We start from the raw sequence: 24,654 nt of genomic DNA, 5'->3' as shown, positions 1-24,654 counted from the left end.
TGTGGCGATGGGTAATAAAAATGACGGCGAGCGGTTTTGTTATATGTTTATTTGTACAGGCTGTGTTTTCGCGAAATAAAAGACTTTCGCGAGAAAAGTGCGCCAAATTGATAAAATCATCATCAGAATTATCACATTGATATAAAAATGTGATACCGCCTCCATAATTGACGCAAGAATTGAAAAAGAGAAGGCACCTGCATCAATTATTGCTAAGGGCTGCGGTAGTATCATTACAGAGAAATAAACGTTGTCGTTCACCCAGTTAGCTTTCAGTGAGTGATATTATGATACCTTGCAGTTCGTCATCTATTTTGATGCAGATTCAGCCAACCATTCAACGTTTTGCCCGCATGCTCTCCAGCGTACTCCAGCTTGAAGTTGAGATTGTCGATAATACCCTGTGCCGCGTGGCCGGTACGGGAAGCTACGGTAAATTCCTTGGCCGCAAATTAAATACAGACTCGCGACTTCTTCGTTACATTATTGAAACAAAAAAAGAGAAGGTGGTGACCCATTCGCGTTTCGACCCCTTATGCAAAGGGTGTGAGAGTAAAGAAACCTGCAAAGAAAAGGCCTTCCTGGGTACACCGGTGATTTATCAGGAACAGTGCGTTGGCGTTATTAGCCTGATTGCCCTGACGCGCGAGCAGCAGGAAAGAATCAATGATAACATCACCGAGTTTTCCGATTATGTTCGTCACGTCTCTTCAATATTTGTCTCCCGTTTACTTGAGGATCAGAGCGGCGGCGACAATATCCAGAAAATGTTTTTAACGATGCTTGACAATATGGACCAGGGTGTACTGGTTGTCAGTCAGGAGCAGAAAGTCAAATTTGTTAATCAGGCAGCGTTAAAAATCCTTGGTGTGAGCCAGGGGAATATGGTGGGTAAAGAGATTCACTTTCGGCCTCTGACGTTCGCGCAAAACTTTATTCGCGGTCACGTTCAGCACGTCATTTCTATTGATGATAAGAAAGAGCTTATTATCGGTCAGCTGCATGCCATTCAGGATCAGTGGCTGTTTCTGATGGCGTTTCATCAATCACACTCTTCGGCAGAGATTACCGCGCCGCAGGAAGGGCCGCAGATTGAACAGATGGTCGGCGAGTGTCGCCCAATGCGGCAGTTGAAAAAGCTGATTACCCGCGTGGCGCCCAGCCCGTCAAGCGTGATGATTGCCGGGGAAAGCGGAACCGGTAAAGAGGTGGTTGCGCGTGCGGTGCACAAGCTGAGCGATCGCAAAGATAAGCCGTTTATTGCCATCAACTGTGCCGCCATTCCCGAACAGCTGCTGGAAAGTGAACTTTTTGGTTATGTGAAAGGGGCTTTTACCGGCGCGTCAGCCAACGGTAAAACGGGACTGATTCAGGCCGCTAACCATGGGACGCTGTTTCTCGATGAAATTGGCGATATGCCGCTCACTCTGCAAGCCAAGCTGCTGCGGGCCATTGAATCTCGCGAGATCCAGCCGGTAGGGGCTAGCCATCCGGTACCGGTGGATATTCGAATTATTTCCGCCACCAATCAAAACCTCGATCGGTTTATCGCCGACGGTAAGTTTCGTGAGGATCTCTACTATCGGCTTAACGTCATTCCGTTACGCCTGCCGCCGCTGCGTGAACGTCAGGATGATATTGAACTGCTGATTCACTATTTCCTGCATCTGCATACCCGTCGGCTGGAACTGGTGTACCCGGGCGTAGCGCCGGAGGTGATTACGCTGCTGAAAAGCTACCGCTGGCCGGGTAACATTCGTGAGTTGAGCAACCTGATGGAGTATCTGGTCAACGTGGTCCCATCCGGCGAAGTGATCGATCTCTCGCTGCTGCCGCCAAACCTGGTGAGCAGCGGTAAATCCGGCGAACGCGAAGGGGCTTCTGGGACAACGGGAGGCAGAGCCGCAAAAGAGGAGGAGGGCGTAACCGGGCTTGAAGAGATGGAACGGCAGATGATACGCGATGCCCTAAGCCGTTATAGCAACAAGAAACAGGCGGCAGACGAATTGGGGATCGGGATTGCCACGCTGTATCGCAAGATCAAAAAATACGAGCTGACCGTTAGCTAGACTCTGGTCCTGGGCTAATGGCTGGAGACAGGAACGCTTTGTCATAATAGAGGAGGAAAGACCCCAACAGATTATACGAGGCTTATCACCTCAAATATCTAATTTAACATAATATACATTATGCGCACTAACGTCTAAGTACGCTTATTGTAGCATCTCAGTCTCACCATCCCATGGATTCAATTAAGGACCTGCACACATCCACTAAATGCATATCGACTTTCTCACTGCTCCCCGGCATGACGTTGAAATGACCTCCCGAACGAATCACCGCAGCACCCTGTTGATATAACCCTGTAAATCCTCAGCCAGAAAATCAAATACCGTTTTACAGGCCTGGCTATGGCGTAAGTCCTCATGCATCACCAGCCAGACGTCGAGATGAAACGCAAAGAATTCAGGCATTATCCTCTGCAACGGCACTGGAAAATCGGCCAGCTGTACCTGACACATCCCGATCCCGGCTCCTGCGCGTATGAGGTTTAATTGTGCAATATCACTGTCAGTTCGCACGTTAAACCGATCGCGGTTAAGCTGCGGGAATTGCTTAAGCGACTGTAAAATAAATGTAGCGTGATTGTCCATGCCGTTAACCCGCCGGGCTATCGGAACTGGGAACAGCTGGTTTTGCCCATGCTGCATAACACCATCAGCGCAGCGGAGCGAAACGATGCTCTAATCGTTCTTCCGGGCACGATTTATAACTACGGTCCGGATGCGTTTCCCCTCTTACGTGAAGATTCTCTCCAGAATCCTGTTACCCGAAAAGGAGCCATACGAGTGCAAATGGAGCAGGCACTCGAAGCCTATGCTCAGCGTGGCGGCAAGGTGCTGATTTTGCGGGCTGGCGACTTTTTTGGTCCCCACGCAGGCAACAACTGGTTTTCACAGGGATTGGTCAAACCGGGGCAACCACCGAAGGTAATTAAAAACCCTGGGAAAACCGGCGCAGGCCATCAGTGGGCTTATCTGCCGGATGTCGCCGAAACGCTCGCAGCACTGCTGGCGCGTCGGGATGAGCTCGAGCCGTTTGCCAGTTTCCACATGCGTGGGCACTGGGATCCTGATGGGACAGCGATGACCACAGCCATAAAGCGTGTCGCGGAGCGTACCGGTATTAAGGCGAAGGTAAAGTCATTTCCCTGGTGGCTTATCTCTATGATGAGCCCTTTTAACATCACACTGCATGAAATGCGGGAGATGCGCTATCTTTGGGAGCAGAAAACAGAGATGGATAATGCAAAACTTATGGCCTTTTTAGGCCATGAACCGCATACCCCTCTTACCGAGGCCGTGCATGCCACATTAGCTGGCCTGGGCTGTATTTAACATAATCCTAACCTGCACGTTTACAAAGGGTTGAAAGATGTCTGATATACTTCAGCTTTTGAAAAAAGCAGCCCTAAGCAAATGGAAATTGAATTAAATAAAAGCATTAAAGAGAGAATCTTCCATGCTGTCATTTTTGAAGTGATAGCGAACGTTATCATCGCGCTGTCGCTTGCCTGGCTGATGAACGTGTCGGTACTCCAGTCAGGCTCGCTGTCCGTGATATCTGCCCTCACCGCGACGGCTTGGAATTTTGTGTTTAATAAACTCTTTGACTCGCTGCAGAAAAAACACCGCTTTCAGCGAACCTTCCTCATTCGTGCAATCCATGCGGTTGGTTTTGAAGCGGGACTGATCGTCACCTTAATCCCTGTCGCGATGGTGATGCTGAATTTAACAATGACCGAGGCATTTTTTGTTGAGATTGGTCTGGTGCTGTTTTTCCTGCCATACACGATGCTGTTTAACTGGCTTTACGACTACCTGCGCTGGACATTTGTTGGACGGAAACGGTCAGCCATGTAGCGGTTGTGCGTTATAACGCACAATGTTAAACTGGCCTTCTTGATTGACAATAAGCAGTGAGGCGCCGCGTTATGAACAAACTTCTTATACTCTTCCCCGCTCTGTGTTTAAGCGGCTGCGTGGATTTGGGTAAAATTGGAACGCATCCGGAAGTGGCATCCTTCTATATCAATCATCCAAAAAACCAGGTTGCAGATTGCCTCATATACGCATCAGCCAGAGAACATTTATCGCTGGAATTTGATGATACCCTTCCTGATGGCAGCGAAAAATATAATCTGAAGGATAGCAATTCTACCGATGTTGCCTGGGTCGAAGTCAGTAAATTCAGCGGAAAACAGACTTCCGTTGAATTTTATTATGCGCCTCACGATCCAGGGCTGCATAAATCAATACTGTCTATAGTGGATCAGTGTAAAAAATGAAGAGGAAGATAAAATGCGTAATCTCCTGACTAAAGGCATTTGCCTTGCGTTAGCGTTGTCCGCAGCCGGGGCGGCTCAGGCCGTTGAGAAAGAGAGCCATGGCGACAAGTTTACCGGGATCACTATTTTCGCTCAAAAAGAGTCTCAGGGAAGCCAATGGAACAGCGTAACGGGTGAAGCGAAATACATGGTCAGCTATAAGGTGACGCTGGATAACGCGTCGGGCAAAAGTATTGAGCCGGGCAAAGATAATAAAATATGTTTCTTCCTGTTTGATAAAACCGGAAAAACATTTATGAGCACCGGCATTCAACTGGAAATGTTGAAAAAATACGAACCACGGGACAACAGAACGGGCGAGGTTTATTTTGCCAGTTCAAACCCTGACGTTTTAAATATGCCATTTGTCCGTTTCGGCATGGGTAAAGACTGCATAAATTGATGTCTGTCACATTGACGCGTTATTTGGCATGTTCGATCCCCCTCTCCTTCTATACTTTTTATTTCTCACTTTTATAAGGAAGGAACAATGTTCGATCATGTGAAATTCGGCGTCAGTGATTATGAAAAAAGTAAAAGCTTTTTCCTCCAGGCACTTCGGCCGCTTGGCGTGGAACTCATCGATGAAGGCACGCCAGACTACGGTGTTGAAATGAGTTCAGGCGACGTTTCGCTCTGTCTTTTTCAGACCAATGAAAAACCAGCACCTCTGCATCTGGCGTTTGTGGCCGACACGCGCCAGCAGGTCGATGCGTTTTACCATGCCGCCCTGCGCGCCGGCGGATACGATAACGGCGCGCCGGGGTTGCGGCCATACGGTGAAAATTACTATGCCGCTTTTGTCATCTCGCCTGATGGTCATAACATCGAGGCGGTGTGCCATGTGCCGGAGTGCCCGTAGCTCAACGCGTCTTTAATCACTATCTGAGGTCAACAGGACGGATACCCCTCTTTCCGATACCGCACGGATCCAGTCCTTATCGGTATTATCTTCAACCACGATAGTGTTCACCGAAGACACATCGCCAATCACGAAAGATGACGCGGTGTTTATCTTTTCCGGAGACGCCAGGACAACCGTCTCGGCGGCTCTGCCGGAAAATGCACGTTTGATGCTTGCCTCTTCAAAATCACCGGTGGTCAGCCCTGCCTCAGGATGGATCCCGGTCACGCCCATAAAAAACAGGTCCGCATGAATATTTTCGATGCCTTCAATGGCCGCTGCGCCGACTGCGACAATCGAGTGTTTATACAAACGACCGCCGATCAGTATCACCTCGATGGAAGGACGATCGACAAGCCCCAGGGCAATACTCGGGCTGTGCGTCACCACCGTGATACGCAGGTTAGTCGGTAAAAACGTAATCAGCTCCGAGGTCGTCGTGCCGCCGTCGACAATAACCACCTGGCCTGATGAGATCAGCTGTGCGCCTTTGCGGGCGACCCTTTTTTTCGCATCCATCTTCACCGATTGACGCTCGGCGAATGGCGCAATAGCGGAAGATGAAGGCAGCGCGCCGCCGTGAACGCGCTGCAAACGCCCTTCTGCCGCCAGCTCGCGTAAATCACGCCGGATAGTGTCTTCTGAGACGTCGAAAAGAATGCTGAGCGCCTTAGACTGGACCTGGCCTTCGGCTTCAAGCTTTTCGAGGATCAATTGTTTTCGCTGGCTGGTGAGCATCATGAATTCCTGATGTTGCATGTTTTATCTTGAAGTTGCACGATAATGCTGTTTATGATGATTACTCTACGTAAGGAGGAACAAACGTGCAATCAAAACGTGCAGATGTGCGCATCATTGAAAGTGAAACGCTGTCAGATAACTGGTACGTCCTGAAAAAATACACCTTCGACCTGCAGCGACGCGACGGCGAATGGCAGCGTCAGCATCGGGAAGTCTACGACCGTGGGAACGGCGCGACAATCCTGCTCTACAACCGTGATAAAAAAACGGTGATCCTGACCCGCCAGTTCCGTTTCCCCGTTTTTATCAACGGCCATGAGGACGATTTGATCGAAGCCGCTGCGGGGCTGCTGGACAATATGGATCCCGAAAGCCGCATAAAAGCAGAAGCGGAAGAAGAGACCGGGTTTCACGTTTCACGCGTTCAGAAAATCTTTGAGGCCTACATGAGCCCGGGCTCCGTCACGGAAAAACTCTACTTTTATCTTGCCGAGTACCAGCCTAAAGACAGAACCGGCGCAGGCGGCGGGATCAAGGCAGAGGGAGAAGATATCGACGTGCTGGAAATGACGCTTGAAGAGGCATTACGCGGCATTGAAACCGGCAAGATTGTTGACGGGAAGACCATCATGCTGCTTTATCATGTTGCGCTCAAAGGCATTCTCTAGCCTGCCGCTCTCCGGACACCTGCCGCCGTGCAGGTGTTTGCCTGTGCTATTCTTGCAGAAGCCTGCAAAATGGAGAACCGAAGATGGCCGACTGGAACCCCTCTCTTTACCTGCAATACGGCGCAGAAAGAACGCGACCTGCCGCTGAACTCCTCGCCAGGATCCCGCTGGATGATGTTACCACCGTCGCTGATTTAGGCTGCGGGCCAGGAAACAGCACGGCGCTGTTGAGGCATCGCTGGCCGTCGGCACACATCACCGGGGTGGATAATTCCCCCGCAATGCTCGTGGAAGCACGCGCCGCGCTACCTGACTGCCACTTTGTTGAGGCCGATATCCGCCGGTACAGGCCCGAACAGCCGCTGAGCCTGATTTATGCCAACGCCTCGCTGCAGTGGGTCCCTGACCATTACGAGCTTCTGCCTCACCTTGTCTCTCTGCTTAGGCTTAACGGCGTGCTGGCGATCCAGATGCCTGACAACTGGCTTGAACCCACTCACGTGGCGATGCGTGAAGTGGCGCTGGAGCAGGACTACCCTGACCGCGGCCGCGAACCTCTCCCGGGCGTGCATGCCTATTACGATATTTTGTCCGAGGCGGGCTGTGACGTGGATATCTGGCGGACAACCTATTTCCACAAAATGAGCTCGCACCAGGCGATTATTGACTGGGTAAGCGCCACCGGTTTGCGCCCGTGGCTCCAGGAACTGAATGAGAGCGAGCAGAAACGGTTCCTGAAACGCTACCATGAACTGCTCGAAGAGCAGTATCCGCTCCAGGAAAACGGGCAGATACTGCTGGCTTTTCCGCGGCTATTTATCGTGGCGCAACGTCAGCCCTGACCCGGCTATGAGCGGGCTTCTTTGAGCAGTTGCTGAATAACCTTCTCCTGCTGCTCATAATCCCCTTCGCCAAAGGCGGTGTAGCGCAGCTGCCCTTTGGCATCAAAATAGTAATGCGCTGGCCAGTACTGGTTACCGAAAGCATTCCAGATTTGATAGTTGTTATCCGTCACAACCCGATACGGCAACTGCCATTTGGTGACCGCATTTTTTACCGACGAAAGCGGTTTTTCCCAGGGATATTCCGGAGTGTGGACCCCAATCACCACCAGACCCTGCGGCTGATACCTTGTGGCCCAATCCCGCACGTGGGGAAGCGTATGCTGGCAGTTAATACAATCCCACGTCCAGAAATCGATCAGCACAACCTTGCCGCGCAACGATTCAGACGTGACAGGGTCACCGTTTATCCACCCTGTCCCACCGCTGAGCGAAGGCAACTGGCTGCTGGGCTCCGTCATCACTACCGGCTGGAGCTTCACCGGCGCGGCTGCGGGTTTCGCCAGATTTAAGAGCGCGGTCTCCAGACGGTCAGCGACGCCGTTTGCCCCTTTCAGCAGCGAGGTCATCCCCGTCGCGTTTAAGACGACCGCCGCTAACATTGCTACTCCTGCCCCCTGACGAAGTTTCACCATCAGCGCAGACTTGGCTCTTAACGGCGCCATCAGCGTGCGGCCGCCGACAGCGAGCAGGCCCAGCATCAGCGCGCATCCGCTGCCATAGGCGGCCAGCAGTGCGCCAGTGGCGATGGCCGAATGCCCCGCAATGTTAATGCTGAAAATAGCGCCCAGAATGGGCCCCGCGCAGGGAGACCAGAGCAACCCGACCGCAAGTCCGGCCAGAAAAGCCGATGCCGTGCCGCGCGTTTGCCCGCTTCGGGCGTTAAGGACGTTCCCGGCGCCGACTGCAGGGCTCGCCATGCGCTGGGCGAAGGACGGGAAAATTAAGGCCAACGCGGCGGTAGCCAGGATCAATAGCGCGACCCAGCGCCCGACTATGGTTGCCTCCGTTATCCACTCGCTGGCGACGGTGACGACCATCGCGACCAGGGTGAACATCACGATCATCCCCGCGAGCAGTGCCAGAATATGTCGACGCTGCCCCTGAAAACCGGCGAACAGCAGTGGAATAACCGGGAGCGTACATGGGCTGAGCAGGCTTATCATCCCGCCCAGAAAAGCGATTACCAGAAACATAGTGACCTCACAAAACAAGTCCTGCGACGCTGCAGTGAGGCTATTTCATCGTTCTGATGTGTTCAGGATGTGTGTAAAAGCGCGGGATTTGTCTGGCTCTGTATCACCCCGGCCGGTAGATACAAAGCCGTACAATTAACGGCGCGGAAGCGTAATGGAGACCTGCAGCCCGCCCCCGGCGCGGTTCGCCAGGTTCAGCTTTCCATCAAGCTGGGCGGTGAGCTGCGCGGCAATCGCCAGGCCGAGCCCGGTCCCGCCGGTATCGCGGTTGCGCGATGTTTCAACCCGATAAAACGGCTGTAATACCGCCTCTAGTTCGGCCTCGGGGATCCCCGGCCCGTCGTCCGCAATGTGAATAACCACCTCGCTGTCAGACGAATCATCAATGGCTATTACGGCGCGTTCGCCGAATTTGAGGGCGTTATCCAGCAGGTTGGTCATTACCCGGCGAAGCGCCTGCGGACGCGTGACGATCGGCAGGCGGGCATTGACTGCATGAAACTGCACGTTTTTACCGATGTCCTGATAATCGCAAGCGATGCTGTTGATCCAGGCGTTCAGCTCCAGCTTCAGCGAGGTCTCTTCCAGTGATTCGGATGACCGGGCATACGCAATCCCCTCCCGCACCAGACGCGTCATGCTGTCAAGGTCGTTCAGGAGCTTGTCGCGAAGTTCAGGTTCCCCGGCCATTTCGACGCGCAGCTTCATGCGGGTAATCGGAGTCTGGAGATCGTGCGATATGGACGCCAGGATCTGCGCCCGTTCCCGGAGGTAAGACTGAATGCGCGCCTGCATCGCATTGAAGGCGTGCGCTGCCCGCTGCACCTCAAGCGGCCCTTTCTCCGTCATTGGCGTGCTGGCCGCGGGATCCAGTGAATCCACCGCGCGGGTAAACTGTGAAAAAGGCCGCACCACCTGTCGCACGGCGAACCAGGAGCATGCCGCCAGAAGCAGCAGCTGCAGGATGAGCACAGCGGGCAGCCAGCTGGCGACAGGCGGCATGCGCGGGATCAGATCAATGGTCAGCGGCGCGCCATCGCTGAGCGTCAGATGTGCCTGAATATGCGAAATGGCACCGGGAACCGCGGTAAAGCTGAGCGGGTACTGTGCCGCCAGCGTCGCTTTCAGGGTGCGGATGGCATCCTGCGAACGCTTATCCGTCGGCGCGGATCCGGGCTCACCGGTGCCCAGGATATAGCGGTAGTTACCTCGTTCAAGTCGCGGAAGCCATGCGGCGCGTTCGCTGGCCGGTAACCGGTTTAAAATGGCGACGCTGGTTGCGACATCGTTTTCCAGATTACCGAGCATCACCGTGCGGGCGCTGTGCATTCGTTCAACCATGACCAGCGTCAGGCTCAGGGCGTTAGCCAGCAGCAGACCCGGCAGCACGACCATCAGCAAACGGGCCAGCAGCGAGCGTGGCCAGAGGGTCATTCGTTAACCTCTTTGATGATGACCGGCATCGTAAAGACGTAGCCTTCGCTGCGTACGGTTTTGATATAGGCCGGCGTGCGGGCATCTTCATTCAGACGCTGTCGAACCCGGCTTACCAGCAGGTCGATGGAGCGTTCAAACAGCTCGGCGTCGCGACCCTGCGTCAGGTTGAGCAGCTGGTCCCGGGTGAGCACGCGCTGAGGATGGTCAAGGAAAACGCGCAGCAGGCGATATTCGGCACCGCTGAGCGCCACAATCACCCCTTCCGGATCGATTAAGTGCCGGGCGACGGTATCGAGCTGCCATTCACCGAACATCACCAGCCGCCCTGCTTCCGTTACCTGTAAATTGGGCGGCATCGTGCGAAAGCGCCGTAAAATGGCCTTGATGCGCGCCAGGAGTTCGCGGGCGACGAAAGGCTTCACCACGTAGTCGTCCGCGCCCATCTCCAGGCCGAGGATCCTGTCCGTCTCCTCGCTGCGCGCCGTGAGCATCAGGACTGGCAGATCTTTATGTTTGCCGCTGCGCAGCTGTCGGCATAGCGTGAGACCGTCATCGCCGGGCATCATCACGTCCAGCACCACCAGGTCGATATGCTGTTTATCCAGCACGACGCGCATCTCCTTGCCGTTGGCCGCGCCCGTGGCGCGATAGCCAGACTTAACGAGATAGTCGACAATCAGTTCACGAATATCCCTGTCGTCATCGACGACAAGGATGTGGTCAATATGCTCCACCGAAATCTCCAGACCGAAGGGTAACGTACTGAAAATAGCACATTTCAGAGTTTATCAGCGTCGACAACGGCCTTGACGAAATCCTGCGGATCTTCCTGAGGCGGGTTGTGCCCCACGGTTGCTCCGAAGGTCCGGTGCTCATATTTGCCGGTAAATTTACCCGCATAGGCCTGCGGTGCCGGGTGCGGCGCGCCGTTGTTTCCGCCTTCGATGGTGATAGTTGGGACGGTAATGTTCGGCAAGGCGGTCAGTTTTTGCTCGTAGCCGTCATATTTCCGCTCCCCTTTTTCCAGCCCTAAGCGCCAGCGGTAGTTGCTGAGCGTCACCGCGACGTGATCCGGGTTATCGAGCGATTTGGCGCTGGCGTTAAAGACAGCATCGCTAAATTTCCAGTCAGGCGATGCCTGCGACCAGATCAGGCGAGCGAAGTCATGCGTGTTTTTGGCATAGCCTTCTGCGCCGCGCGCGGTGGCGAAATAGAACTGATACCACCACTGCTGCTCTGCTTTTGGCGGCAGCGGCTGTTTACCAATCTGCTGGCTGCTGATGAGATACCCGCTTACCGAGACCAGTGACTTCACGCGCTCTGGCCACAATGCCGCAACGATATCCGCCGTACGAGCTCCCCAGTCGTATCCCGCGAACACCGCCTGCCTGATATTCAGGGCGTCCATCAAATTCACAATGTCTTTCGCCATGGCCGAAGGCTGGCCGTTGCGCGGCGTTTTTGCTGACAGGAAGCGCGTGGTGCCGTAGCCGCGCAGCGAAGGCACAATGACCCGGTAGCCTTTTGCCGCCAGCGCGGGTGCGACCTCGGCGTAGCTGTGAATATCGTAGGGCCAGCCGTGTAGTAAAATGACCGGTTGGCCATCTTTGGGGCCGATGTCGACATAGCCGATATTCAGATCGCCGGCGTTAATCTGCTGTGGACGATCAAAGGCGGCCGCGACGTTTGTGCCGGTGGCTTCGGCCTGGCAGGACATCACGGTGGCAAGCGAAACGGTCATTGCAAGGGCTGAGTAAGCAAGTTTGCTGAACATGTTGGTATCTCCGGTTGAGTACAATTCACGGGGATATAACAACACCTCAATGTATAGCGGATATGTGCGAAAGCGGGTTTATTGCAAGCCTGTGTATGCATCAGCGACGCGGATACAGTGTGATACAAACACAGGCGTTTTAGCTTAAAGAGAGAGGCGGTAGCGGACGTAGTCGTCAGCCTCGCCGTATTTGTCATACAGTTTACGCGCCGGGTTGTTCTCCCGGGTGACCCAATACAGTTTTGCCCACCCTTCGCGCTTGCCTTCCGCTATCAGGGCATCAATGAGCGCCTTCCCGGCACCCGCTCCCCGTTCGGAGGCATCAACGAAAAGATCCTCCAGGTAGCAAACGGGGGCCGTTGACCAGGTGCCTTCGTGGAGAATGCACATCGCGAAGCCGATGACCTTTTCGTCTTTCTCTACCACGCGGCAGAACATCGGGGAATGCGCGGAGAGCGCCCTTTCCCACGTCGATACGGTAACCGACTCATCGAGAAAGCAGTCATAAAAATGGGTGTAGCCGTCCCACAGCGGTCGCCAGTGGGAGTAATCGTCTGCGCGTAAAGGTCTTACCGTGACTGCCATGCGTTCCTCACATTACACATTGATCGCCATTTCAAAACAGCGTAAATCAGCGCCCGCCATCCGCGAGTGATGATATTTTTCGCTCAGCGTAGCAAACCCCAGCTTCTGGTAAAACGACCGGGCGTTAGGCGTTGCATCGAGCGTCAGGCGGGTTATCCCCCGGCTGCGGGCCTCCTTTTTGAGCGCCTCGATAATCCGGGTCGCCATGCCTTTACCGGATGCCGCAGGCAAGGTGAATATCGCCTCCAGGCAGTGGGTATCCAGATCCAGATAGCCGGTTGCCGCAATCTCGCCCTTTTCATCTTCCACCACGTAAAATGGGTATTCAATGACCATTTGCCGGTAGCGTTCGGGCATCAGATCGGGCGTCCAGCGCGCAATGACGTCCGCGTCGTAACTGGCTTTACAGCCGTGACGGATCGCCTGATTGCGAATATTCCAGAGTATTTCGGCTTCCTGCGGCTTCGCTTTTCGTAACGTCATATCACCTCTTTAACGGCTATTTAACCGGATTTCACGTGCCAGTCTGGCAAGCCGCTGAGTGCGACAGTAGAGGGTAAACAGCACAAAGCCGCTGCTGTTCATCACTACCCGACAAAGTAACAGCGCGAAGCATGCAATGGCCAGTGGCCAAAGGCTTCCGTCATGAGAAAACAGGAGATGCAGCGCCTGAACGAGAGTCATGACCAGCAGAATGATGAACACAGCCATAAACCCCAACAATCCCGACGTCTTCCCTCGGGCCAGAAGAACGCTGATAACAATGAGCGCGCCTGTCATTAATAATGATGGTACGAAAAAGCTCAGCGCATGGTGTAAAGGTGACAACCCCCGCAACGCGCTGAGAAAAGGCAGCAGATTTAACGCAAACGCCACTGAAAACAGAGGTAACAGCACCGCTACCGGGTAAGGATTTTGACGAGGAAGCTCGCTGAGGGGACGAGAAAAATACCATTCCTCTTTGCCATGCTGAAGGAGATCCTGAAAAACCCGTCCGATTAAAAGAGCCAAAAAACTCATCAATATTTCCCCATCAAAGAAATGATGCCCATTTTTGGTAGTGAATAAACCCAGCGTGCCTCAACTGAATGTGATAGAGATGAAAATACCAGAACGCAAACAAAATCATAACGCTTAAATATGGAGATCCGCGGATGACGATACCTACCCTCACGACAGAACGCTTGCTGCTAAAACCGCTGGTTGCCGAAGATGCCGCCCAGATACAAAAGCTCTATCCGCGCTGGGAGATCGTCCGCTATATGGTCTCTTCCGTGCCCTGGCCCTACCCGGATAACGGCGCGGAGAACTATGTCAACAACGTTGCGCTGCCGGACATGGCAAAAGGAATTGCCTGGTTCTGGAGCATCCGCCGTCGCGAGGTGCCGGACGCGCTGATGGGCATTATCTGTCTGTACGATGTGGAAGATAACAACCGCGGGTTTTGGCTGGCGCCGGAGTTTCAGGGACAGGGATATATGCGCGAGGCCAGCATTGCCGCAACGGATTACTGGTTTAATACGCTGAACAAACCCGTACTGCGCGCGCCGAAGGCCGCCGCTAACAGCCGCTCCCGCCGTATTTCAGACAGTAGCGGCATGCGGCTTATCAGAACGGAACAGAAAGCGTACGTCAGCGGCATGCTCGATTCCGAGCTGTGGGAGATCACCCGCGATGAGTGGAACGGCCGTCAGGTCAGCTGATAGCGCTTATCCGGCATCAGCCTTTCCGGAATGTTCTCTTCATCGTTCATCTGCAGCAGATCGCGTTCCATCATGTTGCAGATGGCGTCCAGCGGCAGGTCGTTATTTTCGGTGCCAAACGGATCTTCCAGTTCTTCCGCCAGGGTATCCAGCGAGATAAAGGTGTAAGAGATGAGGGCCGAGACAAAGGGCGTCATGTAGTGCAGGTCTACGACCAGCGCAAACGGCAGCATGATGCAGAACAGATACACCGTGCGGTGCAAAATCAGCGTGTAGGCGAACGGTACCGGCGTTGTTGCAATACGCTCGCAGCCGGAAAGGACGATAGACATATCGTTCAGACGGTTGTTCAGGCTGTGGAACAGAATGTCTGAGAGTTGCCCGTTACGCCGCCGCACGGCCAGCCACTCCCCCATGATCAGCAAAATACGGTTCGCCGGCGAGTTGGCGTCCATGACTTTACGTAAATCATCCGCAGCAAGATAGCGAGAGAGTTGCTCAGCGTTCAGTTCCCGGCGCAGGGTCATGCGCAGGCAGTTGGCGAAAGCAATCTGCAAACGGACAAACTCGCCCAGGTGTTTATCGTCGGGCAAGGTATTTTTTACCTCGCGAAACAGCGAGCGTGCCGCTATCATCAACTGCCCCCAAAGCAGCCGGGCTTCAACATAGCGGGAATAACAGGCGTTGTTCCTGAAACCCAGAAAGATAGCGATCGCCACGCCGAGAATGCTAAACGGCGCCACGGTAAATTTGATGCCCAGCGAGGAATACCACGGCAGCATCAGGATAACGGCGATAGAAAGCAGGAAGTTGAGCAGCAATCGGGTATAGATCTTAGGAAGTACCGAACCGTGCCAGACGAAAATCAGTTGTAGCCAGTGCTGTTTAGGACGAACAATCATAGTGAGATTCAGGAAAGAAAAGAGCGCGGCTATTAAACGTGATCCCCCTCACAGTTGCAAGCATGTTAACGGAACATTGCATTTTCTCACCTGATTAGCGAAATTTGCACGGTGTTAAAGTTCTTTTTTAAAAATAGGGTAAATAGTATGTTGTAACTAAAGGATATCGTATTTAAACCCGGCCGAAGCCGGGTGAACTCATTAGCAAAGCGGTTTAACCGCGGCGCGCATGCCCTTCAGCAGTATGGCATCCAGGTCCAGCGTGACCTGGTCGACAAGACCGCTCACCTGCGTCAGATCCTGCTCCCAGTGCTCGCTCACGCTCAGCACCGAGTGCACCAGCTCGCGGGTGCTCAACTGGCGATCCCGGTGCTGCGCCCAAAGCTGCTGATAACGTTCCAGCCAGGACGCATCGTCCTGCACCGGATAGCTCTCCCCGTTACGCTCCGCGCGATAAAATGCGATCAGCGCCGCTAAGGCAAACGTCAGGCGCGCAGGTAATTGTCCCGTCGCCTTCTGCCCCGCCAGCAGCTGCGGCAGGATGCGGGTGCGGTATTTGGTCATGCCGTTGAGCGCGATGGAGAGCAGCTGATGTCTGATGTAGGGGTTACGAAAACGCCCTGTGACCGCGCTGGCAAAAGATTCCAGCTCGTCACGCGGCAGATCGAGCACCGGGATAATTTCCTGATAAATCGCTTTCTCGACGAACGCGCACACCTCTGCATCGTTCATCGCCTCGCCTACCGTGTCCAGCCCCGCCTGGAAGGCGACCGGCACCAGCGCGGTGTGTGCCCCGTTCAGGATGGCGACCTTGCGCTCTTTATAGGGTTTGATGTCATCGACAATCAGCACGTTCAGCGGGTGCTTATCCAGACGAAGCTCGCGCGCAAGGGATGCCGGGCCCTGAATCACAAACAGATAGAAATGTTCGGCCGTATCCAGGAACCCATCGTGGTAACCCAGCTCCGCTTCCAGCGCGGCCACTTCATCGCGCGGATAGCCCGTCACGATGCGGTCAACCAGCGTCGAGCAGAAGCTGTTGGCGTCGTTTAGCCAGCGGGTAAAGGCGGCAGGCAGCGCCCACTCCTGCGCATAGCGCAAGACGAGTTCGCGCAATGCAACGCCGTTGTAATCAATCAGTTCACACGGAATGATGACCCAGCCTTTGTCCGGCGCGCCGTTGAAGTGGCTAAAGCGCTCAAACAGCAGCCGCGTCAGCTTCGCCGGATAGCTCACCGCAGGGGCATCGTCGAATTTGTCACCCGCGTGGTAGCTGATGCCGGCTTCGGTGGTGTTCGAGAAAACAAACCGCATGTCCGGATTGTGAGCCAGCTTCAGAAACGCGTCATAGTCGTCGTAGACGCTGATTTCACGGTTAACGGAGCGGATAAGCCGGGCGTCGCTCACCGCCTTGCCCTGCTCATTCAGGCCACGAATAATCGTGGTGTACAACCCATCCTGAGTGCTTAGCGACGGCGGGAAGTCGCTCTTGATCGGGCGAACGATGACCACGCCGGCGTTAAGGTCGGTATGTTCGTTCAGCAGGTCGATTTGCCAGTCGATGAAGGCGCGCAGAAAATTGCCTTCACCAAACTGAATGATACGTTCCGGATAGTGCGCACCGGGAAAATCACGACGGTTGAGAGTGTCCACGTTGGGTTCCTTTTATAATTAGTCATACAGCATGATAAGATTGGTACGATAACTTATCAAAACTTAACGACCAGAAACCCTGTTTTGATCAATCCGCGGTGCGGTTGTGCAAAATAATTATAAGAACTTATAGAACACGGACGTGGCCGTCATGGCTCCGTCCGGCATCAGCGCATAGCGCGGGATCTCACCGACCTTTTGCCAGCCGGCGCGCTGATAGAAGGTCTCGGCCCCGCTGCCGGTGGAAGTATCGAGCACCAGAACGGAGATGTTCCGGGCCCTGGCCTCAACTTCAAGCGCCTCCATAAGCGCCATCGCGGCCCCTTTCCGGCGCGCTTTCTCATGAACCAGCAGCTTCGCCACGTCCGCGCGGTGCGGCTGGTTTTCCGGCTGGTCGACGATCAGCTGCACCGTGCCAATAATGCCGTCCTGCGGGTCGACGCAGGCCAGCACGAGACGCTCGTTGCGTCCTGCGCTTTCTGCCATACTGCGCCAGAAAGAGCGGGCCTTATCGAGGCTAAAGGGAAGCATAAAACTGACGGATGCCCCGCCGTTTACGCAGTTTTCGAGGATCCCGGCCAGCGTATCAAGATGGGTAAGGATTTCTTCCCGGGTGAGGGTTTTGATTTGCAGTGAGGTATTCATTGTTTTTCCTTACGTTGAATACGCTCACTCTGCATTTAACATCTTCTTAACGCAAACGGATCTGACATAGGCTTTTATTATGTCAACGGGACCGCTGGCGCTGCTGCTTCATGGCATACATCTTGTCATCGGCATCCTTCAGCCACTGGTGAAGATCGTTACCGTTATGATCGAATTCACTCAGCCCCCATGAGAACAGCAGCGACCACGGGTGAAGCTTACGGGCGTTGTAGTTTTCCACCTGCTCGGCAAGATACTGCATCGCAATCCAGGCGCCCTGCTCGTCGGTATCCGCAAACAGCACGGCGAACTCATCTCCGCCGTAGCGCACCAGCAGATCAGCCTCGCGGAAGGAGGCGCGCATCAGCTGCGCCATGACCTTCAGCGCCTTATCCCCTTCCTTGTGGCCGTAGCGATCGTTAATTTCCTTGAAGCGATCCAAATCCAACCAGGCGAGCGTTAGCGGCTCAGCCCGGCGTCGGGCAGCGGAAAGCGTGAATCTCACGAGCTGATTAAAGCCGCGACGGTTGAATAACCCGGTTAACTCATCCGTGGTCGCCGCGCTGATTGCGGCAAATTCATCTTCGGCCAGCGCGCTAAGATCGCCCAGAACGGCAAGATCGGCCGCGGAAAATTCCCGGGGCGCGTAATCAATCAGACACAGCGAGCCCACGCTTGCGCCATCGCGCAAGCGCAGCGGGAAGCCCGCATAGAAACGCACGCGAGGTTCACCGGCCACCAGCGGATTATCCGCAAAACGATCGTCCTGCAGCATATCCCCAACCACCAGCGGTGCTTCGGTGAGGATCGTATGGCCGCAAAACGAGATGTTACGCGGAACGGTGTCGGGCGCCTGACCGTCGGCCGACTTCACGATCAGCGAATGCTCGTCAATGAGGTTGACCATCGCCAGGGGTACCTGGAAGAAGCGTTTCGCCAGGCGCGTGAGCCGGTCGAATGCCGGGGAACTGTCGATCTCAAGCAGGCCCGATTCGCGCAGTGAATTCAGTCGGTCCTTTTCATTTTCAGGGGTTGCAGGTGCTTTCATAATGTCTCCTGACGTAAAGCTTTACTAAAAGCGTAGCTTAAACAGAGACATTGTCAGTGTGTTAAGCCGCTTACTATTCACGTCAATGCCTTATGACGATTAACGCAGCTCTGTTTCGCTCCCGGCGGGCGCAGCAACGTGCTCGTCCGATACCCGGGCGCTGGTGCGGTTTCGACCCGCTTTTTTTGAACGATAAAGATGATCGTCCGCTTCGGCCATCAACGCGTTGAAGACCTCGGTCAGCTGCCATGACTCAGACTTTCCGCTCCCGAGGCCAATACTCACCGTCAAATGGAGCGTTTGCTGACGCCATGTAAAAGGATGATTGGCAACGGTCGTTCTGATACGTTCCGCCAGCGCGTAGCCACTTTGCGCATCGCCAGAGTTGACCACCACCGCGAACTCTTCTCCGCCCATGCGCGCGACCATTCCGTCTTCCCCGACCACCTGCTGAACCTGGCGGGCAAACGACACCAGTACGCGGTCTCCACACTCGTGGCCGTAGTTATCATTAATGCTTTTGAAGTAATCGATATCCAGCAGCATGACGGTCAGAAAACGCGAATGGCGGTGCGACTCTTCATGCTTAAGCGCCTCATAAAGCCCGGAGCGCGAATAGACGTGCGTTAAGAAGTCATAATCCGCCCGCAGCGAAACCTGGCGGATAAGTGAATTAATGGCTGCCATGCTCACGGACACCATCACCGGGCAGATCGCCATCGTGGCAATACCCAGCCGGGCTGAGAACATCATGGGGGTCGTAAACGGCGTCGCCACGGCAATGTTGATTACCGAGTTGGCGACCAGAATGATTTCAACTGCTCCCGTGATAAACGTCAGCAGGCAGGTCGCAGGCAGCGAGTAGCGAACCGCACACCAGATAAGCGCGGGCAGCGGAAAGGCGAGACTCCCCGCCCCGCCAATCACCACCGACGCGGCCACCGAGACGAGCAGCGCAATAACCGGTAACAGCTGCTCCAGACGTAGCCTGAATTCACGCACGGGCATGCCTATAGTGAGCATACACGGCACCACCAGCACGCCGGTTGAGAACTGCTCGCTAAACCAGTCGGCAAACAGCGGCCAGAAGGTATGACTGTCGATCCCGACCGACCCTACCGCGCCGAGCAGCGCGCAAAGCAGCGCCGCTATCAGGCAGTAGTTAAACAGGCGTAACGCGTTAAGCGGATCGGGGGTTTTCTTCAACAGCCGCCTGTCGCGCTGAACCAGCACGGCGACCACGACGATAAAGATCATGTTAGACAGGTTAATCACCACCGAGGCCATACCCCAGTTGGTCGTCACCGCGTCGTACAACAGCATCGCGACATAGCACACCGTATAGTAATGCAGACGATTCAGGTAAACATAGCGGGCGAAGATCCCTGCCATCACGCCATTCAGCGGCCAGAACAGCGACAAGGCCTCAACCAGCCGGAGTTCCGCACCCACAAAATAGAATAAGGTGGTGAGAATAAAGATCGTCGCTGCATTACGCAGCGGCGCGTCCGGTTGAAAGAACCTGAAGGCAGTGAGAGCAGAACGCATTAAATATCATTCCATATGATAGCTTATGGCAATTATTGCGGTCGTCAGCGTTGTCGGGACTAACTTAGGATGCATCTATAACACAATTACAACAGGAGCATAACTCGTCAAATTTGGGTGTTCATCTGTAACACCAGCCAATGGTGGATCACGCCGACGATGTAATGCTGCTGTTGCGCCGTGAGTGCAACCCCCGCCGGAATGCTGTGCCACTTAGCCAGGCAGCCCCGACAGCAGGTGGCCGTAGCGTGCTGGGCGATAAACACCGGATGACCGCGCATGGGAGTCTGCTTACCGTCGTTTGCGGGGTGTGCAGGCGCAAGGCGCTTTTCGACAAAATCAGCGGCATGCTGGTCAATGGTGTCGGGGCCTTTGTCCCAGCAGTACCGGCGTTCCTTCTCGCCTAAGCGAAAGCGCGAACGAAAGGTCGATCGCGCCAGGCGGGAAAAGAGAGGATCCAAATCAGACATCAGTATACGGACCGCCCCAGACGCTGGGTCAGCTTCTCCAGAACCGCCACGCCGGCGAGTGAATTTCCCGTTTCATCCAGCTCCGGGCTCCAGACCGCAATCGCCATTTCATGCGGCACAATCGCCACGACCCCGCCGCCGACGCCCGATTTCGCCGGTAAGCCGACGCGCCAGGCAAACTCCCCGGCGTTTTGATACATCCCGCTGGTTGCCATCAGCGCGTTAACCTGGCGGGCCTGTAGCGGTGATACCACTTCCTGATCGAGATGCGGCGCGTGCCCCTGGTGCGCCAGGAACAGGAACGTTTGAGCCAGCTCAACGCAGCTCATTTTCAGGGCGCAGTAATGGAAGTAGTTTTGCAGCACGGTCGCCACGTCGTTATGGAAGTTGCCGAAGGATTTCATCAGCCACGCGATGGCCGCGTTACGGGCGGAGTGTTCAAACTCAGAGCGTGCCACCAGCGGGTCGTAGGCAATATCGTCAACGCCAGAAAGCTGGCGAACAATCTCAAGCATGCGCTGGCGCGGCGCGCTGAGGCGGCTTTGCAGCATATCGCAGACCACCAGCGCCCCGGCGTTAATAAACGGGTTTCGCGGTTTACCCTGTTCGATTTCGAGCTGGAGCAGTGAGTTAAAAGGCTGGCCGGAAGGATCTTTGCCCACGCGCTGCCAGATCTCGTCTTCTTCATACTGGCGCATCGCCGCAACCAGACTCAGCACTTTAGAAATGGACTGAATGGAAAAACGTTCTGCCGCATCGCCGGCCTGGAACCGCTGTCCATCGATGGTACAGATAGCAATCCCCAGCTTATTCCCGCTGACCGAGGCAAGGGCCGGAATATAGTCGGCAACCTTCCCCTTTCCCAATAACGGACGAACCTGCGCCAGAATCTCGTCCAGCATCTCATTATGGATGACCGCAGCCACACTTTGCTCCTTGCCCTCAGGCTAAAACGGGCTGCGAGTATAACAGAGGCTTATGTATTGCGTCAGGCGCTAAGACGAAAACGCGAAACGGCCTGCAATAAAAGATCGGATTGCTTTTGCAGACGTTCCGAGGCCTCCGAGGCGTCAGAGACCAGCCTGTCCGTCTGGCGTGAGACCTGATTCAGCGCCTGAAGCTGACGCGTCATCTGATGAATACTCTCCCCCTGGCTGAGCGTGGCGGTGGAGATCTCATTCAGCAAACTGCTTAAATTGCCCACCAGACCGGTGACCTGCTGCAAATTATCCTCCATCAGGGTAACGGCGCGGGAGCCGTCCTCAATGCCCTGCAGGGAGCGGTTGATCAACGCCTGGATGGTCTGCGTCGAGTGGCTGCTCTTTCTGGCTAACAGTCCGACCTCCCGGGCGACGACGGCAAAGCCGCGCCCCTGGTTTCCGGCATGGGCAGCCTCAATGGCGGCGTTCAGCGCCAGGATGTTCGTCTGAAACGCGACGCTGTCGATCATCGCCACGATCCCGCGCATCTCTGAAGATCGGTCGACGATCGCCTGCATCGACGCATTCACGGTAGACATCATTTGGTCGCCGCCCGCGGCAGCCAGACGCGCTTCATCCGCCCGCGAGCTGGCGAGCCGGGCATAGCCGGTGTTCCCTTCCACATGGGTTTCCAGCGCCGCGATATGCGCCGTTACGTCCTCCAGCTCTTTCGCCTGGCGCGCCGACTGCTGGTACAGCTTCTGGTTACCCTGCGCGAGGGCGCCAATGTTCTCCACCATGGTGGCGGTCGCATGGCTAACCTGGGTTACCAGCTGCTGCAGGCCGTGCTGCATGGTGGCAATACTGTCGCTAAGCTGCCCGACTTCCCGGTTAAAGCGCCTGACGTCCGGCGGCGTGGCGGAGAGATCCCCCGCCGCCAGCTGGTTAATATGCGCAATGAGCCGGCGCAGCGGCGTAATCACCCACCGGGACATGCCAAACCAGACGGCAGCGGCGATGGCCAGCAGGAGCACCGGCGCAAACATAAATAACGTTTGCAGCCCGGAGAGCTGCGCCATCAGGCTCTGACGCCCCTGCATGGCCTGCTTCTCGCTTGCCTGCTGATAGCGCGCATAGTTGTCGTTAAAATCAGTCTGAAAAGCCTGAGACGGTACGGCAAAAAAAGCGTCGATGGTGTTGGTTTTCATCAGCCCTTGCGCCTGCTCCTCGATCGCGCCGTAGAAAAGCTGATAGCTGTTCACCAGGGCATCGTCTTTCGGCGGGTTCAGCGCCAGCCAGGCCTTCCACGCCTGCTGAGAAACCGCCAGCGCCTTTTGCGCGTCATCCATCAGGCTGTGCCAGCTTCCGTCGGAGCCGGTCTCTTTATCCTGCATAAACCAGACGCCGGAGCGGTTAAGCAGATCGCTTGCGGCCAGAAGGGAGACGCGGGCCAGATCCAGCCTGCTCTGCTGCTGCCAGGCCAGCAGATTGCGCTGCTCGTTGCGCTGGGCTTCGTTCAGGGAGGCGTTAAGCAGGAATGACGAGGAGAGCTGCAGCGCGGAGAAAAGGCCAATGATACAAAAAATACCCGTCAGCAGGCCAAAACGACGAGGAGTGAGACGCTGCGCAATACGGCGAAAAATTTGCGTTAGGTTCATGATTTTCTTCATTAACAATGCGTTAGACGCGTGGGAGTCTACGAAATGAAAATGACAGAACCATTGCAGGGAAATGACAACGGCCCTCGTGATGAGGGCCGAATAAATTACACGCGATCCTTCCACACCGTCTGCACGTTGCAGAACTCGTGAAGGCCAAAGTGGGAAAGCTCGCGGCCAAAGCCGCTTTTCTTGACGCCACCGAAGGCCACGCGCGCGTCGCTGGCGCTATAGCCGTTGATAAACACGCCGCCGCACTCCAGCTCGCGAGAGAATTTATCCGCAAGGGCTGCGTCAGCGGTAAAGACGGTGGCAGACAGGCCAAAGTCGCTGTCGTTGGCAAGCGTCAGGGCGTGCTCCGCGTCTTTCGCAACCGTAATGGCCGCGACCGGGCCAAACAGCTCCTGGCGGAAGGCGGTCATCGCAGGCGTCACGTTGCCGAGCACGGTCGGGGCGTAATAATTGCCCTCACCGCTGATTTTCTCCCCGCCCAGCAGCAGCGTTGCCCCTTCTGCCAGCGTGGCCTGCACCTGCTGATGCAGTTCATCCCGCAGGTCATAACGCGCCATCGGGCCAATAAAGTGCTCTTCCCGATCCGGTGCGCCCAGCTTCAGCGCAGAAACGGCCTCGACAAAACGTTGGGTAAAGGTCTCGGCGATACCCTCCTCGACGATAAAACGCTTCGCCGCGGCGCACACCTGCCCGGTATTCTGGTAGCGCCCCGCCACCGCCGCCTTCACGGCAAGATCGAGGTCGGCATCGTTGAGAACGATAAACGGATCGGAACCTCCCAGTTCAAGCACGCATTTTTTCAGCGCAGCCCCGGCCTGAGCGCCAATTGCCGCGCCGGCACGCACGCTGCCGGTGACGGTCACCGCCGCAATACGCCGATCGTTAATCGCCTGGCTGACGCCGTCATTGGTGGCATTCACCCAGCCGAAAACGCCGGCAAGAATACCGGCGTCAGCCGCTATCTGCGCAATCAGTTCGGCCGAGCCGAGCACGTTTGGCGCGTGCTTGAGCAGATAGCTGTTTCCCGCCAGCAGGATGGGCACCGCGCCGCGCAGCACCTGCCAGAGCGGGAAGTTCCACGGCATCACCGCGAGAATCGGCCCCAGGGGGCGGTATTCAATCACCGCGTTATGGTTTTCCACCAGCGTGGGTTCCGCACGCAGCATCGCCGGGCCGTGCTCGGCATACCAGTCGCACAGCGCGGCGGATTTTGCCACTTCCGCCCGCGCCTGCAGGATGGGTTTTCCCATTTCACGGGAGATCGTCTGCGCCATCTCTTCAGCGCGGTTTCGCAGCGCGGCGCCGAGATCGCGCAGCTTCTGCGCCCTGTGCGAAATGCTTTCACGACGCCACTGGCGATACCCCGCGTCGGCCTGAGAAATGGCGCGTTCAACCTCTTCCGGGGTCGCCCACGGATACGCGGCGAGGGTTTCACCCGTCGCCGGGTTAACAGAGAGGGCATGTGTAGCAGATGAATAAGTCATGTTGTTCTCCACGTATTTCGGTTGATTGATTGTGGTCCACTCTGCTATTTCTTAAAAATGAATAATATTAACCACCT

25 protein-coding genes and 2 pseudogenes are annotated in these 24,654 nt (G+C 55.4%); 9 read left to right on the top strand and 18 right to left on the bottom strand.

The genetic code is table 11. The features are described 5' to 3' along the window. The first annotated feature begins 287 nt into the window (after positions 1 to 287). Positions 288 to 2,069 carry a sigma-54 interaction domain-containing protein gene (locus AC3WOK_RS05170; RefSeq protein WP_059310079.1) on the top strand — a complete coding sequence of 594 codons (1,782 nt, stop codon included), beginning with the start codon at positions 288 to 290 and terminating at the stop codon, positions 2,067 to 2,069. Between the two features lie 267 nt (positions 2,070 to 2,336). On the opposite strand, the pseudogene AC3WOK_RS05165 reads toward AC3WOK_RS05170, so the two are convergent. Beyond that, a pseudogene (locus AC3WOK_RS05165) lies at positions 2,337 to 2,642 on the bottom strand (LysR family transcriptional regulator); the annotation flags it as partial. On the opposite strand from AC3WOK_RS05165, the pseudogene AC3WOK_RS05160 reads away from it, so the two are divergent. From AC3WOK_RS05160 to AC3WOK_RS05140, 5 genes and pseudogenes are all read left to right on the top strand, one after another. Beyond that, positions 2,637 to 3,398, top strand: a pseudogene (locus AC3WOK_RS05160) (Rossmann-fold NAD(P)-binding domain-containing protein); the annotation flags it as partial. The pseudogenes AC3WOK_RS05165 and AC3WOK_RS05160 overlap by 6 nt on opposite strands. 81 nt (positions 3,399 to 3,479) lie before the next feature. After that, positions 3,480 to 3,923 (top strand): PACE efflux transporter, encoded by a 444-nt coding sequence (locus AC3WOK_RS05155; RefSeq protein ID WP_492354070.1) that lies wholly within the window; start codon positions 3,480 to 3,482, stop codon positions 3,921 to 3,923. Positions 3,924 to 3,994: 71 nt separating this feature from the next. Continuing rightward, positions 3,995 to 4,348: a hypothetical protein gene (locus tag AC3WOK_RS05150; protein ID WP_492354069.1), complete on the top strand. Its 354-nt coding sequence runs from the start codon at positions 3,995 to 3,997 to the stop codon at positions 4,346 to 4,348. A gap of 13 nt (positions 4,349 to 4,361) precedes the next feature. Continuing rightward, positions 4,362 to 4,790, top strand: coding sequence for a DUF4354 family protein (locus AC3WOK_RS05145; RefSeq protein ID WP_063428210.1), 429 nt, complete (start codon positions 4,362 to 4,364; stop codon positions 4,788 to 4,790). 87 nt (positions 4,791 to 4,877) lie between these two features. After that, positions 4,878 to 5,249, top strand: a complete 372-nt coding sequence (locus AC3WOK_RS05140) for a VOC family protein (RefSeq protein WP_492354068.1) — start codon at positions 4,878 to 4,880, stop codon at positions 5,247 to 5,249. Between the two features lie 12 nt (positions 5,250 to 5,261). Here AC3WOK_RS05140 and AC3WOK_RS05135 read toward each other — a convergent pair whose 3' ends face one another. Continuing rightward, entirely contained in the window at positions 5,262 to 6,029 is a 768-nt protein-coding gene (locus tag AC3WOK_RS05135; RefSeq protein ID WP_492354236.1) for a DeoR/GlpR family DNA-binding transcription regulator, read from the bottom strand. An 86-nt stretch (positions 6,030 to 6,115) separates the two neighbouring features. Between AC3WOK_RS05135 and AC3WOK_RS05130 the strand changes: the two genes are divergently transcribed. Then, entirely contained in the window at positions 6,116 to 6,700 is a 585-nt protein-coding gene (locus AC3WOK_RS05130; protein WP_264438654.1) for an NUDIX hydrolase, read from the top strand. Between the two features lie 83 nt (positions 6,701 to 6,783). Continuing rightward, on the top strand, positions 6,784 to 7,542 hold the full coding sequence (tam, locus tag AC3WOK_RS05125) for a trans-aconitate 2-methyltransferase (protein ID WP_059310086.1): 759 nt from the start codon (positions 6,784 to 6,786) through the stop codon (positions 7,540 to 7,542). Positions 7,543 to 7,547: 5 nt separating this feature from the next. Here tam and AC3WOK_RS05120 read toward each other — a convergent pair whose 3' ends face one another. From AC3WOK_RS05120 to AC3WOK_RS05090, 7 genes are all read right to left on the bottom strand, one after another. Continuing rightward, on the bottom strand, positions 7,548 to 8,738 hold the full coding sequence (locus AC3WOK_RS05120; RefSeq protein WP_447855648.1) for a cytochrome c biogenesis protein/redoxin: 1,191 nt from the start codon (positions 8,736 to 8,738) through the stop codon (positions 7,548 to 7,550). Positions 8,739 to 8,873: 135 nt separating this feature from the next. Next, positions 8,874 to 10,172 (bottom strand): ATP-binding protein, encoded by a 1,299-nt coding sequence (locus AC3WOK_RS05115; protein ID WP_447855647.1) that lies wholly within the window; start codon positions 10,170 to 10,172, stop codon positions 8,874 to 8,876. Continuing rightward, entirely contained in the window at positions 10,169 to 10,909 is a 741-nt protein-coding gene (locus AC3WOK_RS05110; RefSeq protein ID WP_047348509.1) for a response regulator, read from the bottom strand. Before AC3WOK_RS05110 ends, AC3WOK_RS05115 begins: the two co-directional genes overlap by 4 nt. A gap of 44 nt (positions 10,910 to 10,953) precedes the next feature. Then, the gene (locus AC3WOK_RS05105) at positions 10,954 to 11,949 is read right to left on the bottom strand and encodes an alpha/beta fold hydrolase (RefSeq protein WP_492354067.1); all 996 of its coding nucleotides are present in this window, start codon (positions 11,947 to 11,949) and stop codon (positions 10,954 to 10,956) included. A gap of 144 nt (positions 11,950 to 12,093) precedes the next feature. Next, complete coding sequence (locus AC3WOK_RS05100) at positions 12,094 to 12,534, bottom strand: GNAT family N-acetyltransferase (RefSeq protein ID WP_059310091.1); 441 nt, start codon at positions 12,532 to 12,534, stop codon at positions 12,094 to 12,096. A gap of 12 nt (positions 12,535 to 12,546) precedes the next feature. Then, positions 12,547 to 13,017 (bottom strand): GNAT family N-acetyltransferase, encoded by a 471-nt coding sequence (locus AC3WOK_RS05095; protein WP_447855643.1) that lies wholly within the window; start codon positions 13,015 to 13,017, stop codon positions 12,547 to 12,549. A gap of 9 nt (positions 13,018 to 13,026) precedes the next feature. Further along, entirely contained in the window at positions 13,027 to 13,554 is a 528-nt protein-coding gene (locus tag AC3WOK_RS05090; RefSeq protein WP_492354066.1) for a hypothetical protein, read from the bottom strand. Positions 13,555 to 13,688: 134 nt separating this feature from the next. Between AC3WOK_RS05090 and AC3WOK_RS05085 the strand changes: the two genes are divergently transcribed. Continuing rightward, on the top strand, positions 13,689 to 14,237 hold the full coding sequence (locus tag AC3WOK_RS05085) for a GNAT family N-acetyltransferase (protein ID WP_492354065.1): 549 nt from the start codon (positions 13,689 to 13,691) through the stop codon (positions 14,235 to 14,237). Here the strand turns inward: AC3WOK_RS05085 and AC3WOK_RS05080 are convergent. The 9 genes from AC3WOK_RS05080 to sad form a co-directional block, all read right to left on the bottom strand. Beyond that, complete coding sequence (locus tag AC3WOK_RS05080; protein WP_059310095.1) at positions 14,225 to 15,139, bottom strand: bestrophin family protein; 915 nt, start codon at positions 15,137 to 15,139, stop codon at positions 14,225 to 14,227. The genes AC3WOK_RS05085 and AC3WOK_RS05080 overlap by 13 nt on opposite strands. Positions 15,140 to 15,340: 201 nt before the next feature. Beyond that, on the bottom strand, positions 15,341 to 16,792 hold the full coding sequence (locus AC3WOK_RS05075; RefSeq protein ID WP_492354064.1) for a tagaturonate reductase: 1,452 nt from the start codon (positions 16,790 to 16,792) through the stop codon (positions 15,341 to 15,343). A 117-nt stretch (positions 16,793 to 16,909) separates the two neighbouring features. After that, on the bottom strand, positions 16,910 to 17,437 hold the full coding sequence (locus tag AC3WOK_RS05070; protein WP_063428195.1) for a GNAT family N-acetyltransferase: 528 nt from the start codon (positions 17,435 to 17,437) through the stop codon (positions 16,910 to 16,912). A gap of 82 nt (positions 17,438 to 17,519) precedes the next feature. Then, on the bottom strand, positions 17,520 to 18,485 hold the full coding sequence (locus AC3WOK_RS05065; RefSeq protein WP_492354063.1) for a sensor domain-containing diguanylate cyclase: 966 nt from the start codon (positions 18,483 to 18,485) through the stop codon (positions 17,520 to 17,522). 99 nt (positions 18,486 to 18,584) lie between these two features. Continuing rightward, on the bottom strand, positions 18,585 to 20,033 hold the full coding sequence (locus AC3WOK_RS05060; RefSeq protein WP_492354062.1) for a GGDEF domain-containing protein: 1,449 nt from the start codon (positions 20,031 to 20,033) through the stop codon (positions 18,585 to 18,587). A 107-nt stretch (positions 20,034 to 20,140) separates the two neighbouring features. Beyond that, a complete protein-coding gene (locus AC3WOK_RS05055) occupies positions 20,141 to 20,503 on the bottom strand; it encodes a DUF4186 domain-containing protein (protein ID WP_059310100.1) in 363 nt (120 codons plus the stop codon). Then, positions 20,503 to 21,429, bottom strand: coding sequence for a glutaminase B (glsB, locus tag AC3WOK_RS05050; protein WP_059310101.1), 927 nt, complete (start codon positions 21,427 to 21,429; stop codon positions 20,503 to 20,505). The genes AC3WOK_RS05055 and glsB overlap by 1 nt, the downstream gene beginning before the upstream one ends. A 62-nt stretch (positions 21,430 to 21,491) precedes the next feature. After that, on the bottom strand, positions 21,492 to 23,081 hold the full coding sequence (locus AC3WOK_RS05045; RefSeq protein ID WP_492354061.1) for a methyl-accepting chemotaxis protein: 1,590 nt from the start codon (positions 23,079 to 23,081) through the stop codon (positions 21,492 to 21,494). 107 nt (positions 23,082 to 23,188) lie between these two features. Further along, complete coding sequence (sad, locus tag AC3WOK_RS05040) at positions 23,189 to 24,577, bottom strand: succinate-semialdehyde dehydrogenase (RefSeq protein WP_492354060.1); 1,389 nt, start codon at positions 24,575 to 24,577, stop codon at positions 23,189 to 23,191. Positions 24,578 to 24,654: the final 77 nt, after the last annotated feature.

The sequence above is a fragment of the Enterobacter sp. FW301-JW81 genome, assembly GCF_058788735.1.
This window is presented reverse-complemented; position numbering and strand designations above follow the sequence as displayed.